The organism is Bartonella sp. MR110HLJHH, assembly GCF_042194225.1.
Taxonomy (GTDB): Bacteria; Pseudomonadota; Alphaproteobacteria; order Rhizobiales; family Rhizobiaceae; genus Bartonella; species Bartonella grahamii.
This window is the reverse complement of sequence record NZ_JBHIMQ010000007.1, coordinates 48,304-66,194: the sequence shown is the minus strand read 5'-3', so window position 1 is coordinate 66,194 and position 17,891 is coordinate 48,304. Positions and strand designations below refer to the sequence as shown.

Here is a 17,891-nt window from a genome sequence, read left to right as displayed (position 1 = left end):
AAAAATATAGAAATATTTATCTATTTTCCTTCAAAAAAACTCCCATAAACTTGAATATTAAAAGTACTATTTTATTATGTAATCGATTTTTATGTTGGATAAAGCACATCATTGCAAAAAACAAATACTCAAATTTAAAAACCTCTATCTGAAAATAACTTCATTTTATTATTTAAAAAAGAAAAATTATATAAATCAAGAATACTTAAAGAACCCTTTTAATAAAAGAATTTTTCCTAAACGATCATATAAAAATACAAGGAAAAACTTTACAAAATTTTCATCTCTCAAAAATATAGGAATAATGTGTATACATATTGTGTCACGCTTTTGTTTGTCACGTTCTTTAATAGAATCAAGCCTCTCAAAGAAAAAACACCATCGTGTTGCCAATTTACATACCTTTTTTAAGAAACCTCTCTCAGTGCTCTTCCCCATTACACAATAACACCCGTAAATGGATAATAGTAAAGCCATTGTTGCACCATCATCTTTATACTTAATAAAAGAGCAAGCCTGCACCATTATACTATTTTTCCAATGTTGTGATAACTTTTAACGCTTAAGAACTTTAATAAGAATTATTTTTATGCTTTTCTTTAATAGTCTTTATCCACACGTTAATCCCATTTATAATGCACAAATAAATGAGTTTAATTAATTCATTATAAGAGAGATTAAAACAAAAGAAGTTTATGGCAGTAAAGTTTTCTCAAACAAAGAATAATTAATTATTATAAATCAATATATTATAATGATTCTGAGCAGCTTTCTTAATGTTTATATTTTTAACGGTTAAGCTAACGGAAAGATAGTATAACGTAACCGCACGGTTTAATATTCTAAAACTTAAAGCCCTATTAAAGCTTATTTTCTGTCGTTTAGCAGGTATTAGTTTTAAACCATTAAACTGATCTAATTTTATTCCTGTTATGTCCAGCTAACTACTTTGTTTTATCTTGATTCACCCTCTTGGAATACTGATGATTATTACAGAGATCTTTTGTTTAAGTGGGAGAGTTATCAAAAAATATCCACGCTGCTGACACAACTAAAGTGTAAAGTTTCTTCTATCTTTAAACAATATGCTAAAAATCCAAAAAAATTTAGTCAATTTATATTAAAAGAAGTGAAAACTGTTGATTTTTATACCCCTTTAAATAGCACAATTGTCGGTAAGAAACTTCTCCTTACCAATTGCGATTTAAAAAAACAATACGCATTAAAAGATCTTTAAATGTCCTTTGAAGTTCTTTAAGCCCCTAAAAGTACAACACCCGATGACTAAGCTATATCGACAATCTTCACTTTTAAACAAATGCATATAGGGAAATCCTACTCCCCAATTTTATTTAGCAACTCGTACCTTAAAAAAATTTACGCAATCAATAAGTTGTTTACGGTATAAAATCGAATGGTGGGTGATGAGGGGATCGAACCCACGACCCGCTGATTAAGAGTCAGCTGCTCTACCGACTGAGCTAATCACCCATAAGCTTCTCAAAAGATGAGAATGAGCGTTTCTATAACGCTCCTAAGGATGGATGTCCAGATATTTTGTTGTTTGTTATATAGACTCATTGTCTGTAAGATTAAAAATATGATATTCACCACTTGATCTTATATAAAAATAAACCCATTATAAGGAACTTTCTAAATAAATGTTCTGATTGTTATACAGAACCTATAGTTGGAGGATTATCGAGTATAATGCCCGAGCAAAATTTAGAGGAACCTTCTTGTGGTTGTAAGCGGGATGGGGCATCGTTTTGTTTTATCAATAATCACATGCATTCAAGCAATATTTTGCTGTTTTTTTCGTTGAATATAAGTTTTTTTACATTCAATGTTCATGATCCAATATACGAATAAAAGCCTATGAATTTTTTTTGTCAATCGCGCGCTTTTAAGCTTCTAAAAGGTAAGGAATGATGGAATGGATCACTGATCCCCATGCGTGGTTTGGTTTGATCACGCTGGTTTTTCTCGAAATTGTTTTAGGAATAGATAATCTTATCTTTATTGCAATTTTAGCTGAAAAATTGCCACTGCGTTTGCGTGACCGCGCACGCTTTCTAGGTCTTACTTTAGCATTAATTATGCGGCTTTTCCTTCTTACAGTTATTGGATGGGTTATGAGACTCGATAGGGTAATTCTTTCACTTTCATCTTTTGTATTTAGTTGGCATAGCTTTATTTTAATCGGTGGTGGAGCCTTTTTGCTAGCAAAGGGAACGTTAGAATTACATGAAAGGTTAGAAGGGGTATCACATGAAAGAAAAACAGGCGTTGCTTATGCTGTTTTTTGGCAAGTAATCGTTCAAATCGTGGTGCTGGATGCCGTTTTTTCACTAGACAGTATTATTACCGCAACAGGTATGATTGCAAAAGAGCAGGCAGCAGTTATGTATATCGCAGTCATAGCTGCTATGGGAGTAATGATGTGCGGATCTGGTGCTCTTATGCGTTTTATTAATCGTCATCCCACTATTGTAATCCTCTGTCTTGGTTTTTTGATGATGATTGGTTTTACTCTCATTGTTGAAGGATTTGGTTTTCATATTCCAAAAGGGTATTTATATGCTGCTATTGGTTTTTCTGTTCTCATCGAAGCTTTTAATCAAATTGGACGTCGTAACCGTGAAAAAATGATTAAAACGAATGATCTACGCAGTAGAACAGCTGATGCTGTTTTGAGGCTCTTAGGAGGAGGAAGTAAAGATAGTCACCTTGCTGAGACTGTAGATGTTATTGCGGAACAGGCCGCAGCTTCTGAGTTGTTTAGACCAGAAGAAAAGGAGATGATTCGTGGTGTTCTCGATTTAGCTGATCGCCCTGTTCGCTCTATCATGTCGCCGCGTAATGAGATTGAGTGGTTAGATTTAAATGCTGATGAAAATGAAATGCGTGAAGAATTACAAAAGGTTAAACATAGCCGCTTAATTCTTGCGCGTGAAAAAGTAGATGAATTTGTTGGCGTTGCATTGACAAAAGATCTTCTTTTGAATTTGGCTGAGGGGAAAAAGATTAATTGGAAAAAAGCTATGCGAGAACCCCTCGTTGTTCATGAAAATACAAGTGTTTTACGATTGATGGAGCAATTACGTCATTCTTCGATTCAGCTTGCAATTATTGTTGATGAGCATGGATCTTTTGAAGGAATTGCAACACCAACCGATATTCTTGAAGCTATTGCAGGAGACTTTCCTGATGACGATGAAGAACTCATGATCGCAGAACGACTTGAAAATGGCAGTCTTCTTGTTGAGGGATATGCTGATATCCGCCGTTTAAGTAGTTATCTTGGGCGTAACCTTGTAGATGAAGCAGATCGTTATACGACTCTGGCAGGCTTTATGCTTTGGCAGTTTGGTCATTTACCAAATGAGGGAGAAAGTTTTGAAACTGATGGTTTACACTTTAAAGTGATTGAAATGGAACGTCGAAACATATCTAAAATCCTTATTTCTCCAATTGTCTTACCAGAAAGAATCTAATTCTTTTTATAAGCAAGATGAATAAAAAGATTTTTTTATGATTAAAAATTGAAAAGAATAAGAAGTTGATGACTTAATTGCATTTCATTATTTTTATATTTTTTTAAGCGTAAAGTAATGAACATACAAAGGTTATGTTATCAATAAACTTTCCATTATAAAAATTTCCATTGATGATTTACGAAAAGCTGTAAGAGAGAAAATGATGCAAAATTATTTGTCAATGGTCATTAATCTCAAAAATAATGAATATATAAAACATATTGATTTATAATAATTATTTATTACAATATTACCTTCACATCAAGAACCCCTCTTTCAAACATCAGATTTCCGCCAATAGATAGAATTCCCCCATTGTTGGGTTCACTCAATTGATGATGGCAGCGTTAAACTAGACTCTGCCTCCTATAATCTTTTGAGATCTTTTTGATATTTCTTATCTTTTGTTTCGATAAAATTAGCTATTTTTTCCTTCCAAGAATAAAGCTCCACCTCTCTGGAAAGCTCTTATTAAGAACTTTGTTTTTCTTCCAGATGGCTCATATTTTTTGCTACTTTTGCAATTAAAGTGTAGCTGAGTTGCTTAGATTTCACTACTTCTTTGGCTAAAGCCAATGCACGTTCAAGATGAGTCTTTTGGGTATTTTCATCAAAGCCTAAATGATTCCCTGCACTAAAACTTTGATAATAAGATTGTAAGGTTGCAACATCACCCAATAAAGCCAGTGCACCAATATGAAGTAAGCTATAACCTGCATCATCTATCTTGATAACCTTATGTGCCTCAACTTCACTCTTTTGCCAAGGTAGTGCTCCATATCTGGAATAAAAGCATTTATGAAGATCAATTTTTTCCATCGCCCATTTCAAGACATAATCAAGCTCTAATTCCAACCAATCCGCACATATTTCTTCTTCACAAACTCTCAACCACTTTTTATCAAAATCAAGTTTTAGATCTTGTAAGTGCTGAGAATTGATAGGAATCAATTACCATGCAGGCAGCAGCTAAAATACCAGTACTAATCGAAAATCCAACATCAAATTGCGGATAACTTTTGATAATTGCGTCATTATAAAGAACTTGTACTTCACGATCTGGTAGTTGATAACGTGCTGAGTAATTATATACCTCTTTAATTTCCTCAACAGACCAATCAAGATTTTTGAAGAGCGCTGTTGCACTCTCTATGGTTAAAAAATTCTTTACTCTACCTCAAAAGAGGTTGTATCCATATCAAAAGTCAAAAGCCAATCAGCTTTCTGCAAATAAAATTGATAACGCCGTATAAGAGAAAAATCTTATCAATAAGGTCTTTGGTGATTTCTTTTGCAACGTCTAAACGAGATGGAATCTTATCATAAAAAACAAACAACTAAGTCAATAGTTTGTGTGAAATTATTTTATATGAATTCCATTTAGAATTCACACTTTATACGTGATTCAATTGACCATTTTTTATAAACAATTGCCATGTATGAATAGACTATAAAAAGCAAATTATGATGCAAATGTTATAAGGCATGTAAACATTCAAATGAAGTGAAAAGCAGCTATCATAAGATAGATTTTAATTCATTAAGAACACATAAAAGGATTTAAAGACAAGTCGATTTTAAAGCGCCACTTACTAAAAAGTTAGTAAATGACAAGCAGGCATTATATAGATACTATCATCACAACAGATAATAAAATTGATAATGTTATGTCTTATGAAATCAAAAGTCTTTTAATGATATAACGCAAGCAAACAAGCAAAAAACGTTTTAAAAGAGGCATTTTGATAATGTGCTTTGTTTCAAATGCCCCTCAAAAATGAGGGCGTTATTCTTAATGCGTTTTATAGCCATAAAAAAGTGTTTATAGGTTCTGTAATTCAAATGAGTGATTAAAAATCATACCTGTCATTTATGTTCCTTTTGATAAGTTTTAATCAATAAAATAGAGCGCTTGCAATATGATACGTTGTATATATGCATTCATTATTGATTTCTTTTGTATGATCTGTAGCACCTCTATTTAAAAGCCGCGTCATATCAATTGGCACAGTTTTCTTTTATGACAGGTTTTTATAGCCATCAAAAAGGCACTCCCCACGTCTGTCATTTATTCTGTTTATCAATCTTGACAACATTATCACTTTCATAAACCTCACAATTTATGGGAACCGAATATAAATCGCTATGTCTTTTTATCCTTGCATTGCCATATACATTACCTCTAATCACGAAATAACCAGAGATCTTGGCATTGCCATAAACCTTGCCATACTAACAACAGCATGATCATAAACCTCGGCATTGCTATGAATAGATACACTACCGGATAATTTTGCATTTCCATAAACCCACGCATAATGATAAACTCAAACGTTATAAGAAAGATGAGCATTGTCATAAACATGAGCACCAAAATACACGCGGGTTTTATCACATATAAGGGCATTGCCATACACATAGCCACCAACGGCAGCATTGCCATTGCCCCTTGCATTTTCATAAACACGACCAGATTTTACAACACAGGCATTATCAGCAACCCAGCAATTGCCATCATGAGAGAGGTTGCTTTCATTTTCAATAAAACCATCTAGATCACTTTTTTTACATCACCAAAATCTTTTAAAGCACAAATGCGATACAATATATGACCAGTCACGAAATCCATTTGATTGGTCAATTCATATTTTTTGAATGTTTTTTCTTATTAACAGGAGCGATTTCATTTGCAATGAAATAAATAACGGGAGTGTTTTTTGATATTGTTGTCATAATTAAACCTGTATGTTTTTAAAAGTTTTGAACAAACATTAAGCCGATTTCAAACCAAATGTTTGTCGCATCAAGCGCCCTGTTCAAACTAATAATAACATATTCATTACCTAGTAGAATACCAACTCCTACACCTGCATAAAGCGAAGCAATAATCCGCCCATTATGGCTATGCTGCATGACCATAATAGAACCCAAAACCATCATTACTGCACTCGCAACACCAGAAGCAAATCGGATCAAGTGCTACCGCCATGGAAATAAAATAATAAGTGCACTCATTACTATAGCTGCACAAGATAGCATGTGAGGAGCAAGAGATATATTCCCAATTTTGCCAAACGTAAAGAACATACTCCCCCACCATAATTAGCGCTAGCTATATAAGAAAGTTGATTAAAGGTAAACAATCCCTTATCCAATATAACTGGCAATATTGGTGTATAGAGAAATTTCCCGATACCCATTCTCAAAACCATAATAACCATACCGAATACAGCGTTTTGAAATAATTCAAATCTTGACGATTATTTTTATCCCCATTATTATTCCTTTAACTGGTGATATTCCTCATCCGCGTTCCATTTCACCATAACAGCCTTTAGCTCCCAAAATAGAATAAAAGCAAATTTAGCTATCTATTTTAATGCTCAAAACAATATATTTAGCGATCTACTGTCAAAATTGCCAGATCAATTATACAATAACATATTGAATTAATATGTATTTTTATGTTATAAATGTTTATAGTTAAATTGAAAGCATATTTAGATAATCTTGCTTTTTATCTCGATATTCAAAATGACTAACCGAAAAGTTATATACGCAATCGTAAATTTTACTTCTCTTAAAATCATTTTCTTATTCGCTATAAAACTTAATAAACAACTCAAATGACCATTTTCATAAAAGAGGAAATTGACTTCTTTTTAGGTAATATTGTTATTTAGGATGATATAAAGTTGAAGAATTTGGTGCACCCGACAGAATTCGAATCTGTGACCTCTGCCTTCGGAGGGCAGCGCTCTATCCAGCTGAGCTACGGGTGCTTTAAACTGATTATTAAAATCAGTTATGGTCTTTTAACTAATCATACTCTTAGCTTCAATGCTAAATTATCATTCTAATAAAAAAATTACTTGTTTGTAACTTATCTAACAACGCACTCCTCTTACTTTTCAATGATACTTTACCTTGAAATAACTTCTCTTTATTCAATGCTCTTTTTATTATAAAAAGAGCTTTTGTTACAACTTCAAAACTCTCAAAAATAAGTTACAACATACATTATAAATATCAGGATAATTTTTTAATGACTACATTACCAAGTCGCTTTCATTTTATTTCCGCAGAAACTGAGGACGCTATCAAAGCTACCCATAAATTAATTTCCGTTTATGGTCATTCTTCTCTGGAAGAAACTGATATTGTTGTTGCAATCGGTGGTGATGGGACAATGTTACAAACCGTACGAGACGTCATGAACACAGGCAAACCTATTTATGGCATGAATCAAGGTTCCGTAGGATTTCTTATGAATGAATTTCATGAAAAAAAATTGCCCAATCGTATTGCTGTCGCACATAAAAAAGAAATTCATCCCCTACGCATGATTGCAAAATCTGAATGTCAAGATTTTATCGAAGCGCTTGCAATTAATGAAGTATCCCTCTTTCGGCAATCTTATCAAGCTGCAAAAATTCGCATTACCATTGATAACAACGTACGCATGGAACAATTAAGTTGTGATGGTGTCCTCGTCGCTACACCAGCTGGATCGACCGCCTATAATTTATCAGCGCAAGGACCTATCTTACCTCTTATGGCCCCTCTTATGGCCCTCACTCCCGTTAGCCCTTTTCGCCCTCGGCGTTGGCATGGAGCTTTGCTTCCCAATACAGTAATAGTGCGCTTTGATATGCTTGAACCTGACAAACGCCCTGTCAACGCTGCTGCAGATAATATTGAAGTTAAATCTGTTCATTCAGTTACTATTTCAATGGCAACAGAAGTAACAGCTTCAATCCTTTTTGACTCAAATCATTCATGGGATGAGCGCATTTTATCAGAACAATTTCGCTATTAATGATTGTATTATGCGTTTTATATGTATATGATTGTTATAGTTAGTTTTTTTGTGAAAACATCTTAACACTTTTTAAGAGTGTAGAATATTGGTTATAATCATCATTTAGATAGCGCAGTTAAAATCACAGAGCAATTGATAAAAAAATGATACCATCTTTAAACAGTTTTGATGATTTAGGTCTTTCCGCAAAGGTTATTAATGCGGTGAAATCAGCGGGATATACAACTCCAACACCTATTCAAAGTGAAACAATTCCGCATGTCCTTCAAAGAAAAGACGTTTTAGGAATCGCCCAAACGGGAACGGGTAAAACCGCTTCTTTCGTATTGCCTATGCTCACTCTCCTTGAAAAAGGTCGTGCAAGAGCACGAATGCCCCGTACGCTCATCTTAGAACCAACACGGGAAATTGCAGCTCAAGTTGAAGAAAATTTCGATAAATACGGAATAAATCATCGTTTAAATGTTGCTCTTTTGATTGGTGGAGTTTCTTTTGAACTCCAAGATCGCAAACTTGAACGGGGAGCTGATGTTCTTATCGCAACACCAGGGCGCCTTCTTGATCATTGCGAGCGCGGTAAACTGCTCCTGATGGGCGTTGAAATCCTTGTTATTGATGAAGCGGATCGCATGTTGGATATGGGCTTTATTCCTGATATTGAACGCATCTGTAAGCTAACTCCTTTTACGCGTCAAACTTTGTTCTTTTCTGCAACAATGGCGCCAGAAATTACAAAACTAACGAAACAATTTTTACATTCTCCTGTATCTGTTGAAGTTACAAAAGCATCCTCAACCGCAACCACAATTACACAACGGCTCGTCAAATCTGGAAGTAAGTCATGGGATAAAAGAGCTGTTTTGCGAGAACTTATTCATAATGAAGGTGCTGAGCTTCAAAACGCTATTATTTTCTGTAATCGAAAAAGAGATATCTCTGAACTTTTTAGATCTCTCGTCAGGCATAATTTTAGTGTAGGTGCACTTCATGGAGATATGGACCAATACTCGCGCATGAGCACATTGGCCGATTTTAAAGACAATAAACTCACACTTCTTGTTGCATCTGATGTTGCCGCCCGTGGACTTGATATCCCAGCTGTAAGTCATGTATTTAACTATGATGTTCCTACACATGCTGAAGACTATATCCATCGAATTGGTCGTACAGGGCGTGCAAATCGTAGCGGAAAAGCTTTTACAATTGTCACAAAAGCTGATCAAAAATATATCAATGCCATTGAGGAAATGAGTAATGAAAAAATTGAATGGCTCAATGGAGATCTCTCAACTTTAATAGCCGATGATCAAACAGAAGATATTGTTGTAAAGAAAAAATCTTCAAAATCATCAAAGAAAACTGCTCAAAAAGAGCCTGTTGCTCACACTAAAAAATCTGTAGAAGAGAATAAAACAGAATATATCAAAAATGCAAATAATAAAGAGAAGCCATCTGAGCAACAACGCCCACGAAAAAATAAGAATTACACGCCCCTTGGATTTGGTGATGATATTCCTGCTTTCATGCTTATAAAAACGTGTAAATAAACCCGTTCTTTACTCTCTTTAAGAGTAAAATGAACGAAATGCTTTTAAAAAAGCCGCTCTTATTTCCTAGAGAGTCTTTCTGCTACCTTTTCACATCCCAAGAGCGGCAAAATTTTTCCCATTTCAGGTCCATGATCCATCCCAGTAAGTGCCTGACGTAATGGCATAAACAAAGCTTTCCCACTACGTCCTGTTTTTTCTTTTAATTCTGTTGTCCAAATTTTCCAACTTTCCTCATTCAAAGCACCTTCAGGTAAGAAATCGAGTGATTGGCGCACAAAAGCACGATCCTCTAGTGCCACTGTATCAAAATTCTGTTCATCATGAATGATTTTCCACCACAAAACAGCATCATTGACTTTATTAATATTACTTCTTATCGCGTTCCAGAAATATTCCGCCTTATCTCCCCCAATAGAAAGTTTTTTAAGGCGCATTTTTACTTCCTCATAGTTTAACTCATGGACAAGATGACTATTCAAAGCAAGAAGATCAGCAATATCAAATTTTGCAACGGATCTTGACGTATCTTGGAGATTAAAATGCTCTAAAAGCGCTGCTTGATTGGGATAGGGATGCACATTTTGCGATGTCCCAATCAAAACGGCAAGGCATTGAACAGCTATAGATTCAAAACCTTCTTCCCGTAGAGAACGAATAGAAAGATCATTGTTACGTTTTGAAAGTCCTTTTCCTAAAACTGTCGCCAATAAATTGATATGACCAAAAACCGGTAATTCTGCATTAAGAGCTTTAAAAAGAGCAATTTGAGCGCCTGTATTTGTAATATGATCATCCCCACGAATAATATGCGTAATAGCCATATCTACATCATCAACAACAGACGGCAATGTATAAAGATAGCTTCCATCTTCACGAATGAGAACAGGATCTGAAAGAGAAGCCAAATCAATCGTCTGCTTTCCCTTTACTGCATCATTCCAACAAACTGCTGTTCGCTTTGTTTGTAGAGGATCATTTTCAAAATTAGGGAGAAGAAAACGCCAATGGGGTTTACGACCTTGTGATTCAAAGTTTTTTTTCTCTTCTGCTGTCAATTTTAATGCTGCACGGTCATAAATAGGAGGCAATTTGCGTGAAAGCTGGATTTTACGACGCCGTTCTAATTCTTCTGCAGTCTCATAACAGGGATAAAGAAGCCCGCGTTGTTTGAGAATTTCCGCAACTTCATCATATCGATTAAATCGCTTAGATTGGTAATAAATTGCATCTGGTTGAATACCAAGCCATTCAAGGTCAACAGCAATAGCATCGATATATTCTTGTTTAGAACGTTCAACATCTGTATCATCATAGCGCAAGATAAATGCTCCATTATGCGCTTGCGCATAAAGCCAATTGAAAAGCGCAATACGGATATTGCCAATATGAATATAACCTGTTGGAGAGGGAGCAAAACGAACTTTAACCATAAAATAATACTCAATTTTTATCGCGAAAATGATTGACTATGGGATAGCGACGATCGCGTCCGAAACTCTTGTAACTGATTTTTACACCGAGTGCAGATTGTCGTCTTTTATATTCGGCACCATAAAGAAGCTGTTCAACTTTCTCAACAGTTTCCCGTGAATACCCACGTTTAATAATATCACAAATACTCATGTCATTTTCTACAAGAGATTGCAAGATATCATCTAGAATAGGATAAGGCGGTAGAGAATCTTCATCTTTTTGATTTTCCCGCAGCTCTGCAGAAGGCGCTTTTTCTATAATATTGGATGGAATGACAATCCCTTCTGGTCCTCTCAAATTGTGCAAGTGATTTTTATTGCGCCACTCAGCTAATGCATAAACCTGCATTTTATAAATATCTTTAAGAGGATTAAACCCGCCATTCATATCACCATACAGTGTCGCATATCCCACAGCCATTTCCGACTTATTGCCTGTCGTTACCACCAATGAACCGAATTTATTTGAAAGAGCCATTAAAAGTGTACCGCGTATACGACTTTGAAGATTTTCTTCTGTTATATCAGGGGGTAACCCTAGAAAAACTGGCGCCATTGTCTTTAAAAAAGCTTCAACAGGTTGCTCAATCGGTATTATTTCATAATGACATCCTAGAAGTTGTGCACATTCTTTAGCATCTTTTAACGATTCTTGTGAAGTATAGTGATAAGGCATCATAATGGTGCGAACTCTCTCAGAGCCAAGAGCATCCACCGCCATTGCCGCACACAGGGCTGAATCAATTCCTCCTGAAAGACCAAGAATAACATCCTTAAAGCGATTTTTATTAACGTAATCTCTCAAACCTAAAACACAAGCTTGATAATCGGCCGCTAATCCATTGAGAAGACTTTCATTAGGACCTGAAATACAGTGCCATCCCGTCGTTATTTTTTGCCAATGGCTTAAAGCAATATGGCTATCAAAGTGCTTCATTTGAAATATCTTTTTTCCTTCTCCATTCAAGGCAAAAGACCCACCATCAAAAACGAGCTCATCTTGACCTCCAACTTGATTAGCATAAATAATTGGTACCCTAGATCGTAGAGCTTGCGTATGAACAACATCTATACGTTTTAAGGTTTTATTACGATAGTAGGGAGATCCGTTAAGGACAAGAATAATTTCCGCTCCTTTATTACCAAGCTCCGCACAAAGTGAAGAATCATTCCAAATATCTTCACAAATCACTATTCCTAGTCCTACCCCACGATAGATAAGAGGCTCAGGTCGTGGGCCTGAAGAAAATAAACGCTTTTCATCAAATTCAGCATAATTAGGTAAATCAAACTTCAAACTTTCGGCAATGACTCGCCCTTCATCAAGAAGCATGACACCGTTGTAAATATTGCCATTGCGTCTTAATGGAAGACCAATGACAATTCCTGGTCCGCCTACGGTTATCTTTGCTAATTTCTTAACAGTCTCTTCACATGTTTTTGTAAAAGCAGGTTTTAGAACAAGATCTTCCGGCGGATAAGCGCTTATAAAAAGTTCCGTGAATAAAACAAGATCAGCCCCCTCTTCTTTGGCCTTTTGATGTGCCATGACAGCTAAAGAAAAATTCCCCTCAATATCACCAACAATAGGATTTAATTGGGCAATTGATACCCGAAAATCATTTTTCATAAGCCTTTGTATCATTTCATCAGTTTAGCAAACACAACTTTACTCTTCATCATCAGTAAATATCACTTTTTAAAAATTCTCTTCTGCCATAATGACCTAAAAGTATATTAGGAAAAATTTTCCTACCCACCAGCAGCAACTCCTAACGAATCAGTCACACGATTTTTTTTAAGGAGTTCAGCAACAAGAAAAGCCAATTCTAACGCTTGATCTGCATTTAACCGTGGATCACATTGCGTATGATAACGATCAGATAAATCGTCTACAGAAATAGCATGCGCCCCTCCTGTACATTCAGTAACATCACGACCTGTCATCTCAATATGGATACCTCCTGGATAAGTTCCCTCTCCACGATGTACTGCAAAAAAATTCTCTACTTCTTTTAAAACATAATCAAAGGGACGCGTCTTATAACCATTGGCAGTAATCGTATTGCCATGCATTGGATCACATGACCATATAACCGCACGCTTCTCACGTTCAACGGCACGGATGAGTTTAGGCAGATAACTTTTAACTTTATCATACCCAAAACGCGTAATGAGAGTAAGCCGCCCCAGCTCGTTTTCTGGATTTAAAATATCAATTAATTTTAAAAGCTCATTAGACTCAATGGAAGGACCACATTTTAATCCTATAGGATTTTTAACGCCGCGACAATATTCAACGTGAGCATGGTCAATCTGACGTGTACGGTCACCAATCCATAACATATGACCGGATGTTGCATACCAATTTCCTGAAGTTGAATCAATCCGAGTCAAAGCCTCTTCATAACCAAGCAAAAGTGCTTCATGACTGGTATAAAAAGATGTTTCACGCAATGAAGAATGTGTTTTGGATGTAATCCCTATAGAACGCATAAAATCAATTGCTTCAGAAATACGCTCTGCCAATAATTCATAACGTTCCCCCTGCGGACTGTTAGAAACAAAACTCAACATCCATGTGTGTACATTTTCTAAATTAGCATAGCCACCTTGTGAAAAAGCACGCAATAGATTAAGTGTTGCCGCAGATTGGCGGTAAGCCATAGACATCCGTTGCGGATCTGGAATACGAGAATCGGCTTCAAACTCAATGCCATTAATAATATCCCCCCGATAAGCAGGAAATTCAACTCCCTCTTTGCTTTCGATATCAGAAGAGCGGGGCTTTGCAAATTGACCAGCAATACGACCAATTTTAACAACCGGTTTAGAACTACCAAAGGTTAAAACAATTGCCATTTGCAAAAATACACGAAAAAAATCACGGATATTATCAGCTTCATGTTCTGCAAAGCTTTCGGCACAATCACCACCTTGCAATAAAAAAGCTTGTCCTTTTGCAACAGCTGCTAATTCATTTTTTAAATCACGTGCTTCACCGGCAAAAACTAAAGGAGGATAACTTCTCAGTTTTCGTTCAACATCTTCTAACATAGACTTATCCGGATAAGTCGGAACTTGTTTAATTGGCCTTGTTCTCCAAGAGTCAGGTGCCCATTCTTTTATCATTACACTCTCTCTAAAGATTAATCTTACAGATTGGCATATCAAAAGCTTTTTACCGCAATATATGCTGTTTAACTTTCTATTTTCTTCCCATTTTCATATATATAACTTGGTTTATACATCGTTACCAATTCTTCTGCCATCGTTGGATGCACTGCCATCGTTTCATCAAAGATATCCTTCGTCAGCTTTCCTTTGAGAGCTATCCCAATAAGCTGTGCCATCTCACCAGCGTTTTCCCCTAAAATATGAGCGCCCACAACAATACGGCTTTCACCATCAACAATGAGTTTCATAAGCATTTTCTCTGAACTATCAGAAAAAACATTACGCATAGGACGAAAAACTGTACGATAAATTTCAAGACGCTTATAACGACGTACCGCATCTTCTTCTGAAAGACCAACTGTTCCAATCTCTGGCTGAGAAAAAACTGCCGTCGTAATTAAATCATAATCAGGTGTCGTGGGAATATTCTCAAACGCAGTCTTCACGAAACACATTGCATCATGAATCGCAATAGGTGTTAATTGAATATGACCTGTTACATCACCAACAGCCCAAATATGGGGTATATTCGTTGTCATTCTTTCATCAACAACAACTGCACCAAATTCATCCACTTGAACACCTGCCCGCTCAAGTCTTAAACCCGTTGTATTTGGTACACGCCCCGTAGCCAACATAATCTGATCGGCACTAATCGTTTGCCCATTTGATAAAATAACTTCATAACAATTTTCTGCAGCCTGCACTTTAGAAATTGTTGCGCCATAGAGAATAGAAATCCCTTTTTCAGTCATTTCATCGCTGAGCAATTGCCGCAAATCATGATCAAAACCACGAAGGATTAAATCACCACGATGGAGCAGCGTTGTTTTTACACCTAATTCATGAAAAATATTAGCAAATTCAACACCAATATACCCTCCACCAACAATGACTATTGATTTTGGGAGTTGATCAAGGTCAAAAATCTCATTAGAAGTGAGGCAAAATCCACCGCCTTCTATGGAAGTATTTGGTGCAACTTTTGCCCCTGTTGCAATCAAAATTTTTTCTGCACTTACCCGCTCACCCGTGGCAGAAAGCTCTAATGTGTGATCATCTACAAAAGTAGCACGACTTTCATAAATATGCACATTGTTATTCTCTAATCCCTTACGATACAGCCCTTCTAACCTTGATATTTCTTTATTTTTAGCTGCAACCAACTTTTCCCAACTAAAAATTGGATCCGCATATTTCCACCCAAAACCAATACTTTTCTTAAATTCTTTTACATATTGTGATGCATAAACATAAAGTTTTTTCGGAACACAGCCACGAATAACACAAGTGCCCCCTATCCGATATTCCTCTGCTATAGCAACACGCTTACCGAGTCCTCCAGCAAGCCGTGCTGCACGTACTCCACCAGAACCACTTCCAATAACAAATAAATCAAAGTCAAAAGAGCCCACGAATTATTCCTTCTTATGTATCTGCAAGAATAGGCTAAGATCATTTATTATCAAATGAAAGTCTTTTTTTCTTTTGAAGAAGCATTTTTTTATAAAGCCGTATTCTAAAAAGACCTACTCTCATTAAAATATTAAAAACGGCGGAAAAACCGCCGCTATTTAAAAAATCAGAAATTGCCCATTGGTTGTCATGATATCAATCAAGCTATTTTTTATTTTCTGAAGATTCTGATTTTATAGGCATATTTGTAGGCATAGTAGAATTATTCAAATTAACTGTTTCAGACATTTCTTTTTTCACATTTTCTACAAGATCCCGCATAAGCGCAGAACGCCATGCATCAAATGCTGAATAAGAATCACGTGCGATATTGGGGACCTCTGTCAAAAACTTTTTACCGGTATCAGAATTGTAGAATGCCGTTATTGCATCAAGCTCTTTTTGAGTAAAATATTTTGCATATACATGAGCAATCTCTTTTTCTAGATCAGAGCGCCTTTTAATTAAAGCAAACGCCTGCTTATCAACAATATCAGAAATAGTCTCTGCCAAATTTGGATCAGCCCTCATCAGTGCAGTTTTAAGATCATCTACCGCATTTGGTAAAAAACTATCAAACTGATCCGTTGCGTGAATGGCACTTATAGCCTTTCTAGCTGAAGCTAAATGCTGATCGCTCACACCTTGTGCATAAGCCATTCCAATATTCACAACGAAAACGGCAACTACACCTAAATATACGACAAAACGCTGAAAAGAAAATATTGTTTTCATTTAATGATTACCCCGATAATTAATTATAATTCAAATGCGTTATTTATTCAAAATTTCAATACTCTTTGATTTATTGTATTGTGCTAACATATCGTCATGAAACTGTCTTCTCTAAAAATCAAAAGATTCTAAAATTTTTGTTTGACCATCAGCCATAGCTACAATTGCACGTGAAGCCAATCCCAAAAAAAGTCCATGCTCAACAACACCAGGAATGGCAAGAAGTGCATCCGATAATGGTTTTGGTTGCAAAATGCAGCCCCAAAATGCATCAAGAATAAAATGGCCACCATCTGTTTCAAAAGGATTTTTTCCATTCATTCGCAATGCAATTTCTCCAGAAAGCCCTAAATCCTCAGCGACTTTTTCGATGGCTCTGCATGTTGTATGGATACCAAATGGATTAACTTCAATTGGTAGTGCAAAAGCACCAAGTCGTTTTACCACCTTTGTTTCATCAGCAATGACAAGCATTGCACGAGATGCCGATGCTACAATTTTTTCATACAACAATGCTCCCCCTCCACCTTTAATGAGCATCATCTCAGGACCAATTTCATCTGCTCCGTCAATATCAAGATCCAGTTCAGGTATTTGTTCTAAAGTGCTAACAGGCACTCCAAACTTACGACAGAGTTGTTCAGAATATCGTGAAGTAGCAACACCAGTCACTCGCAAACCATCCGCAACACGCCCACCAAGAAGACGAATAAATTCATTGACTGTCGAACCAGATCCAATACCAAGCCGCATATCATCTTCAATAAATTCAAGCGCTTTAATAGCTGCCATTTTTTTTAACTGCTGAACATCCATGAATGACTTTGCCTTTTATCCGTATAAGCAGCATTTATCACCCCTATTACCACCGATAATAATGATAATAAAAGATAACCTCTTGACGCAATCTATTTAAATTTACCATCATCTTTTGCTTGGAGAGATGTTACTCGTTATAGAAATATATGATAAGAATAAAATAGAATAATCAACAATTATCTTTTTTATTTCTTTGAGAAAATTTATTAGCATTTTTCTCATTCAATAAGAATTTTTGATTTATCTTGTGCTATCAATAGGATGCACATATCAATTTTTTTGAAAAATTTAAAATGATCAGATATAAAAATCATCTATTTCT

The 17,891-nt window shown here is 35.8% G+C and carries 12 protein-coding genes, 2 tRNA genes and 1 pseudogene; 3 read left to right on the top strand and 12 right to left on the bottom strand.

Annotation, left to right across the window (positions count from 1 at the left end; genetic code table 11):
• Positions 1-1,415 precede the first annotated feature (1,415 nt).
• A tRNA-Lys gene (locus ACFIKB_RS05550) sits at positions 1,416-1,491 on the bottom strand.
• A 437-nt stretch (positions 1,492-1,928) separates the two neighbouring features.
• Here ACFIKB_RS05550 and ACFIKB_RS05545 point away from each other — a divergent pair.
• Complete coding sequence (locus ACFIKB_RS05545) at positions 1,929-3,497, top strand: TerC family protein (RefSeq protein WP_375652997.1); 1,569 nt, start codon at positions 1,929-1,931, stop codon at positions 3,495-3,497.
• Positions 3,498-4,010: 513 nt separating this feature from the next.
• On the opposite strand, the gene ACFIKB_RS05540 is transcribed toward ACFIKB_RS05545, so the two are convergent.
• The 5 genes and pseudogenes from ACFIKB_RS05540 to ACFIKB_RS05520 all read right to left on the bottom strand — a co-directional run bounded on the left by ACFIKB_RS05540 (position 4,011) and on the right by ACFIKB_RS05520 (position 7,321).
• Complete coding sequence (locus tag ACFIKB_RS05540) at positions 4,011-4,490, bottom strand: DUF6990 domain-containing protein (RefSeq protein ID WP_375636303.1); 480 nt, start codon at positions 4,488-4,490, stop codon at positions 4,011-4,013.
• A gap of 1,113 nt (positions 4,491-5,603) precedes the next feature.
• Positions 5,604-6,168: pseudogene (locus tag ACFIKB_RS05535) on the bottom strand (hypothetical protein).
• A 122-nt stretch (positions 6,169-6,290) separates the two neighbouring features.
• A complete protein-coding gene (locus ACFIKB_RS05530; protein ID WP_375652995.1) occupies positions 6,291-6,515 on the bottom strand; it encodes a YbfB/YjiJ family MFS transporter in 225 nt (74 codons plus the stop codon).
• A gap of 41 nt (positions 6,516-6,556) precedes the next feature.
• Positions 6,557-6,739 (bottom strand): YbfB/YjiJ family MFS transporter, encoded by a 183-nt coding sequence (locus tag ACFIKB_RS05525; RefSeq protein ID WP_375636341.1) that lies wholly within the window; start codon positions 6,737-6,739, stop codon positions 6,557-6,559.
• Between the two features lie 505 nt (positions 6,740-7,244).
• A tRNA-Arg gene (locus ACFIKB_RS05520) sits at positions 7,245-7,321 on the bottom strand.
• A gap of 263 nt (positions 7,322-7,584) precedes the next feature.
• Between ACFIKB_RS05520 and ACFIKB_RS05515 the strand changes: the two genes are divergently transcribed.
• A complete protein-coding gene (locus ACFIKB_RS05515; protein WP_375652994.1) occupies positions 7,585-8,358 on the top strand; it encodes an NAD kinase in 774 nt (257 codons plus the stop codon).
• A 146-nt stretch (positions 8,359-8,504) separates the two neighbouring features.
• Complete coding sequence (locus tag ACFIKB_RS05510) at positions 8,505-9,908, top strand: DEAD/DEAH box helicase (RefSeq protein ID WP_375636301.1); 1,404 nt, start codon at positions 8,505-8,507, stop codon at positions 9,906-9,908.
• 59 nt (positions 9,909-9,967) lie between these two features.
• On the opposite strand, the gene gltX is transcribed toward ACFIKB_RS05510, so the two are convergent.
• From gltX to rpiA, 6 genes are all read right to left on the bottom strand, one after another.
• Positions 9,968-11,341, bottom strand: coding sequence for a glutamate--tRNA ligase (gltX, locus tag ACFIKB_RS05505; protein ID WP_375652993.1), 1,374 nt, complete (start codon positions 11,339-11,341; stop codon positions 9,968-9,970).
• A gap of 10 nt (positions 11,342-11,351) precedes the next feature.
• On the bottom strand, positions 11,352-13,013 hold the full coding sequence (locus ACFIKB_RS05500) for an NAD+ synthase (protein WP_375636298.1): 1,662 nt from the start codon (positions 13,011-13,013) through the stop codon (positions 11,352-11,354).
• A gap of 122 nt (positions 13,014-13,135) precedes the next feature.
• Positions 13,136-14,515 carry a class II 3-deoxy-7-phosphoheptulonate synthase gene (locus tag ACFIKB_RS05495; protein ID WP_375652992.1) on the bottom strand — a complete coding sequence of 460 codons (1,380 nt, stop codon included), beginning with the start codon at positions 14,513-14,515 and terminating at the stop codon, positions 13,136-13,138.
• A 68-nt stretch (positions 14,516-14,583) separates the two neighbouring features.
• Positions 14,584-15,975: a glutathione-disulfide reductase gene (gene gor, locus ACFIKB_RS05490; RefSeq protein WP_375652990.1), complete on the bottom strand. Its 1,392-nt coding sequence runs from the start codon at positions 15,973-15,975 to the stop codon at positions 14,584-14,586.
• A gap of 205 nt (positions 15,976-16,180) precedes the next feature.
• Complete coding sequence (locus tag ACFIKB_RS05485) at positions 16,181-16,750, bottom strand: DUF2059 domain-containing protein (protein WP_375652989.1); 570 nt, start codon at positions 16,748-16,750, stop codon at positions 16,181-16,183.
• A 111-nt stretch (positions 16,751-16,861) separates the two neighbouring features.
• Entirely contained in the window at positions 16,862-17,566 is a 705-nt protein-coding gene (gene rpiA, locus ACFIKB_RS05480) for a ribose-5-phosphate isomerase RpiA (RefSeq protein ID WP_375636290.1), read from the bottom strand.
• Between the last annotated feature and the right edge of the window lie 325 nt (positions 17,567-17,891).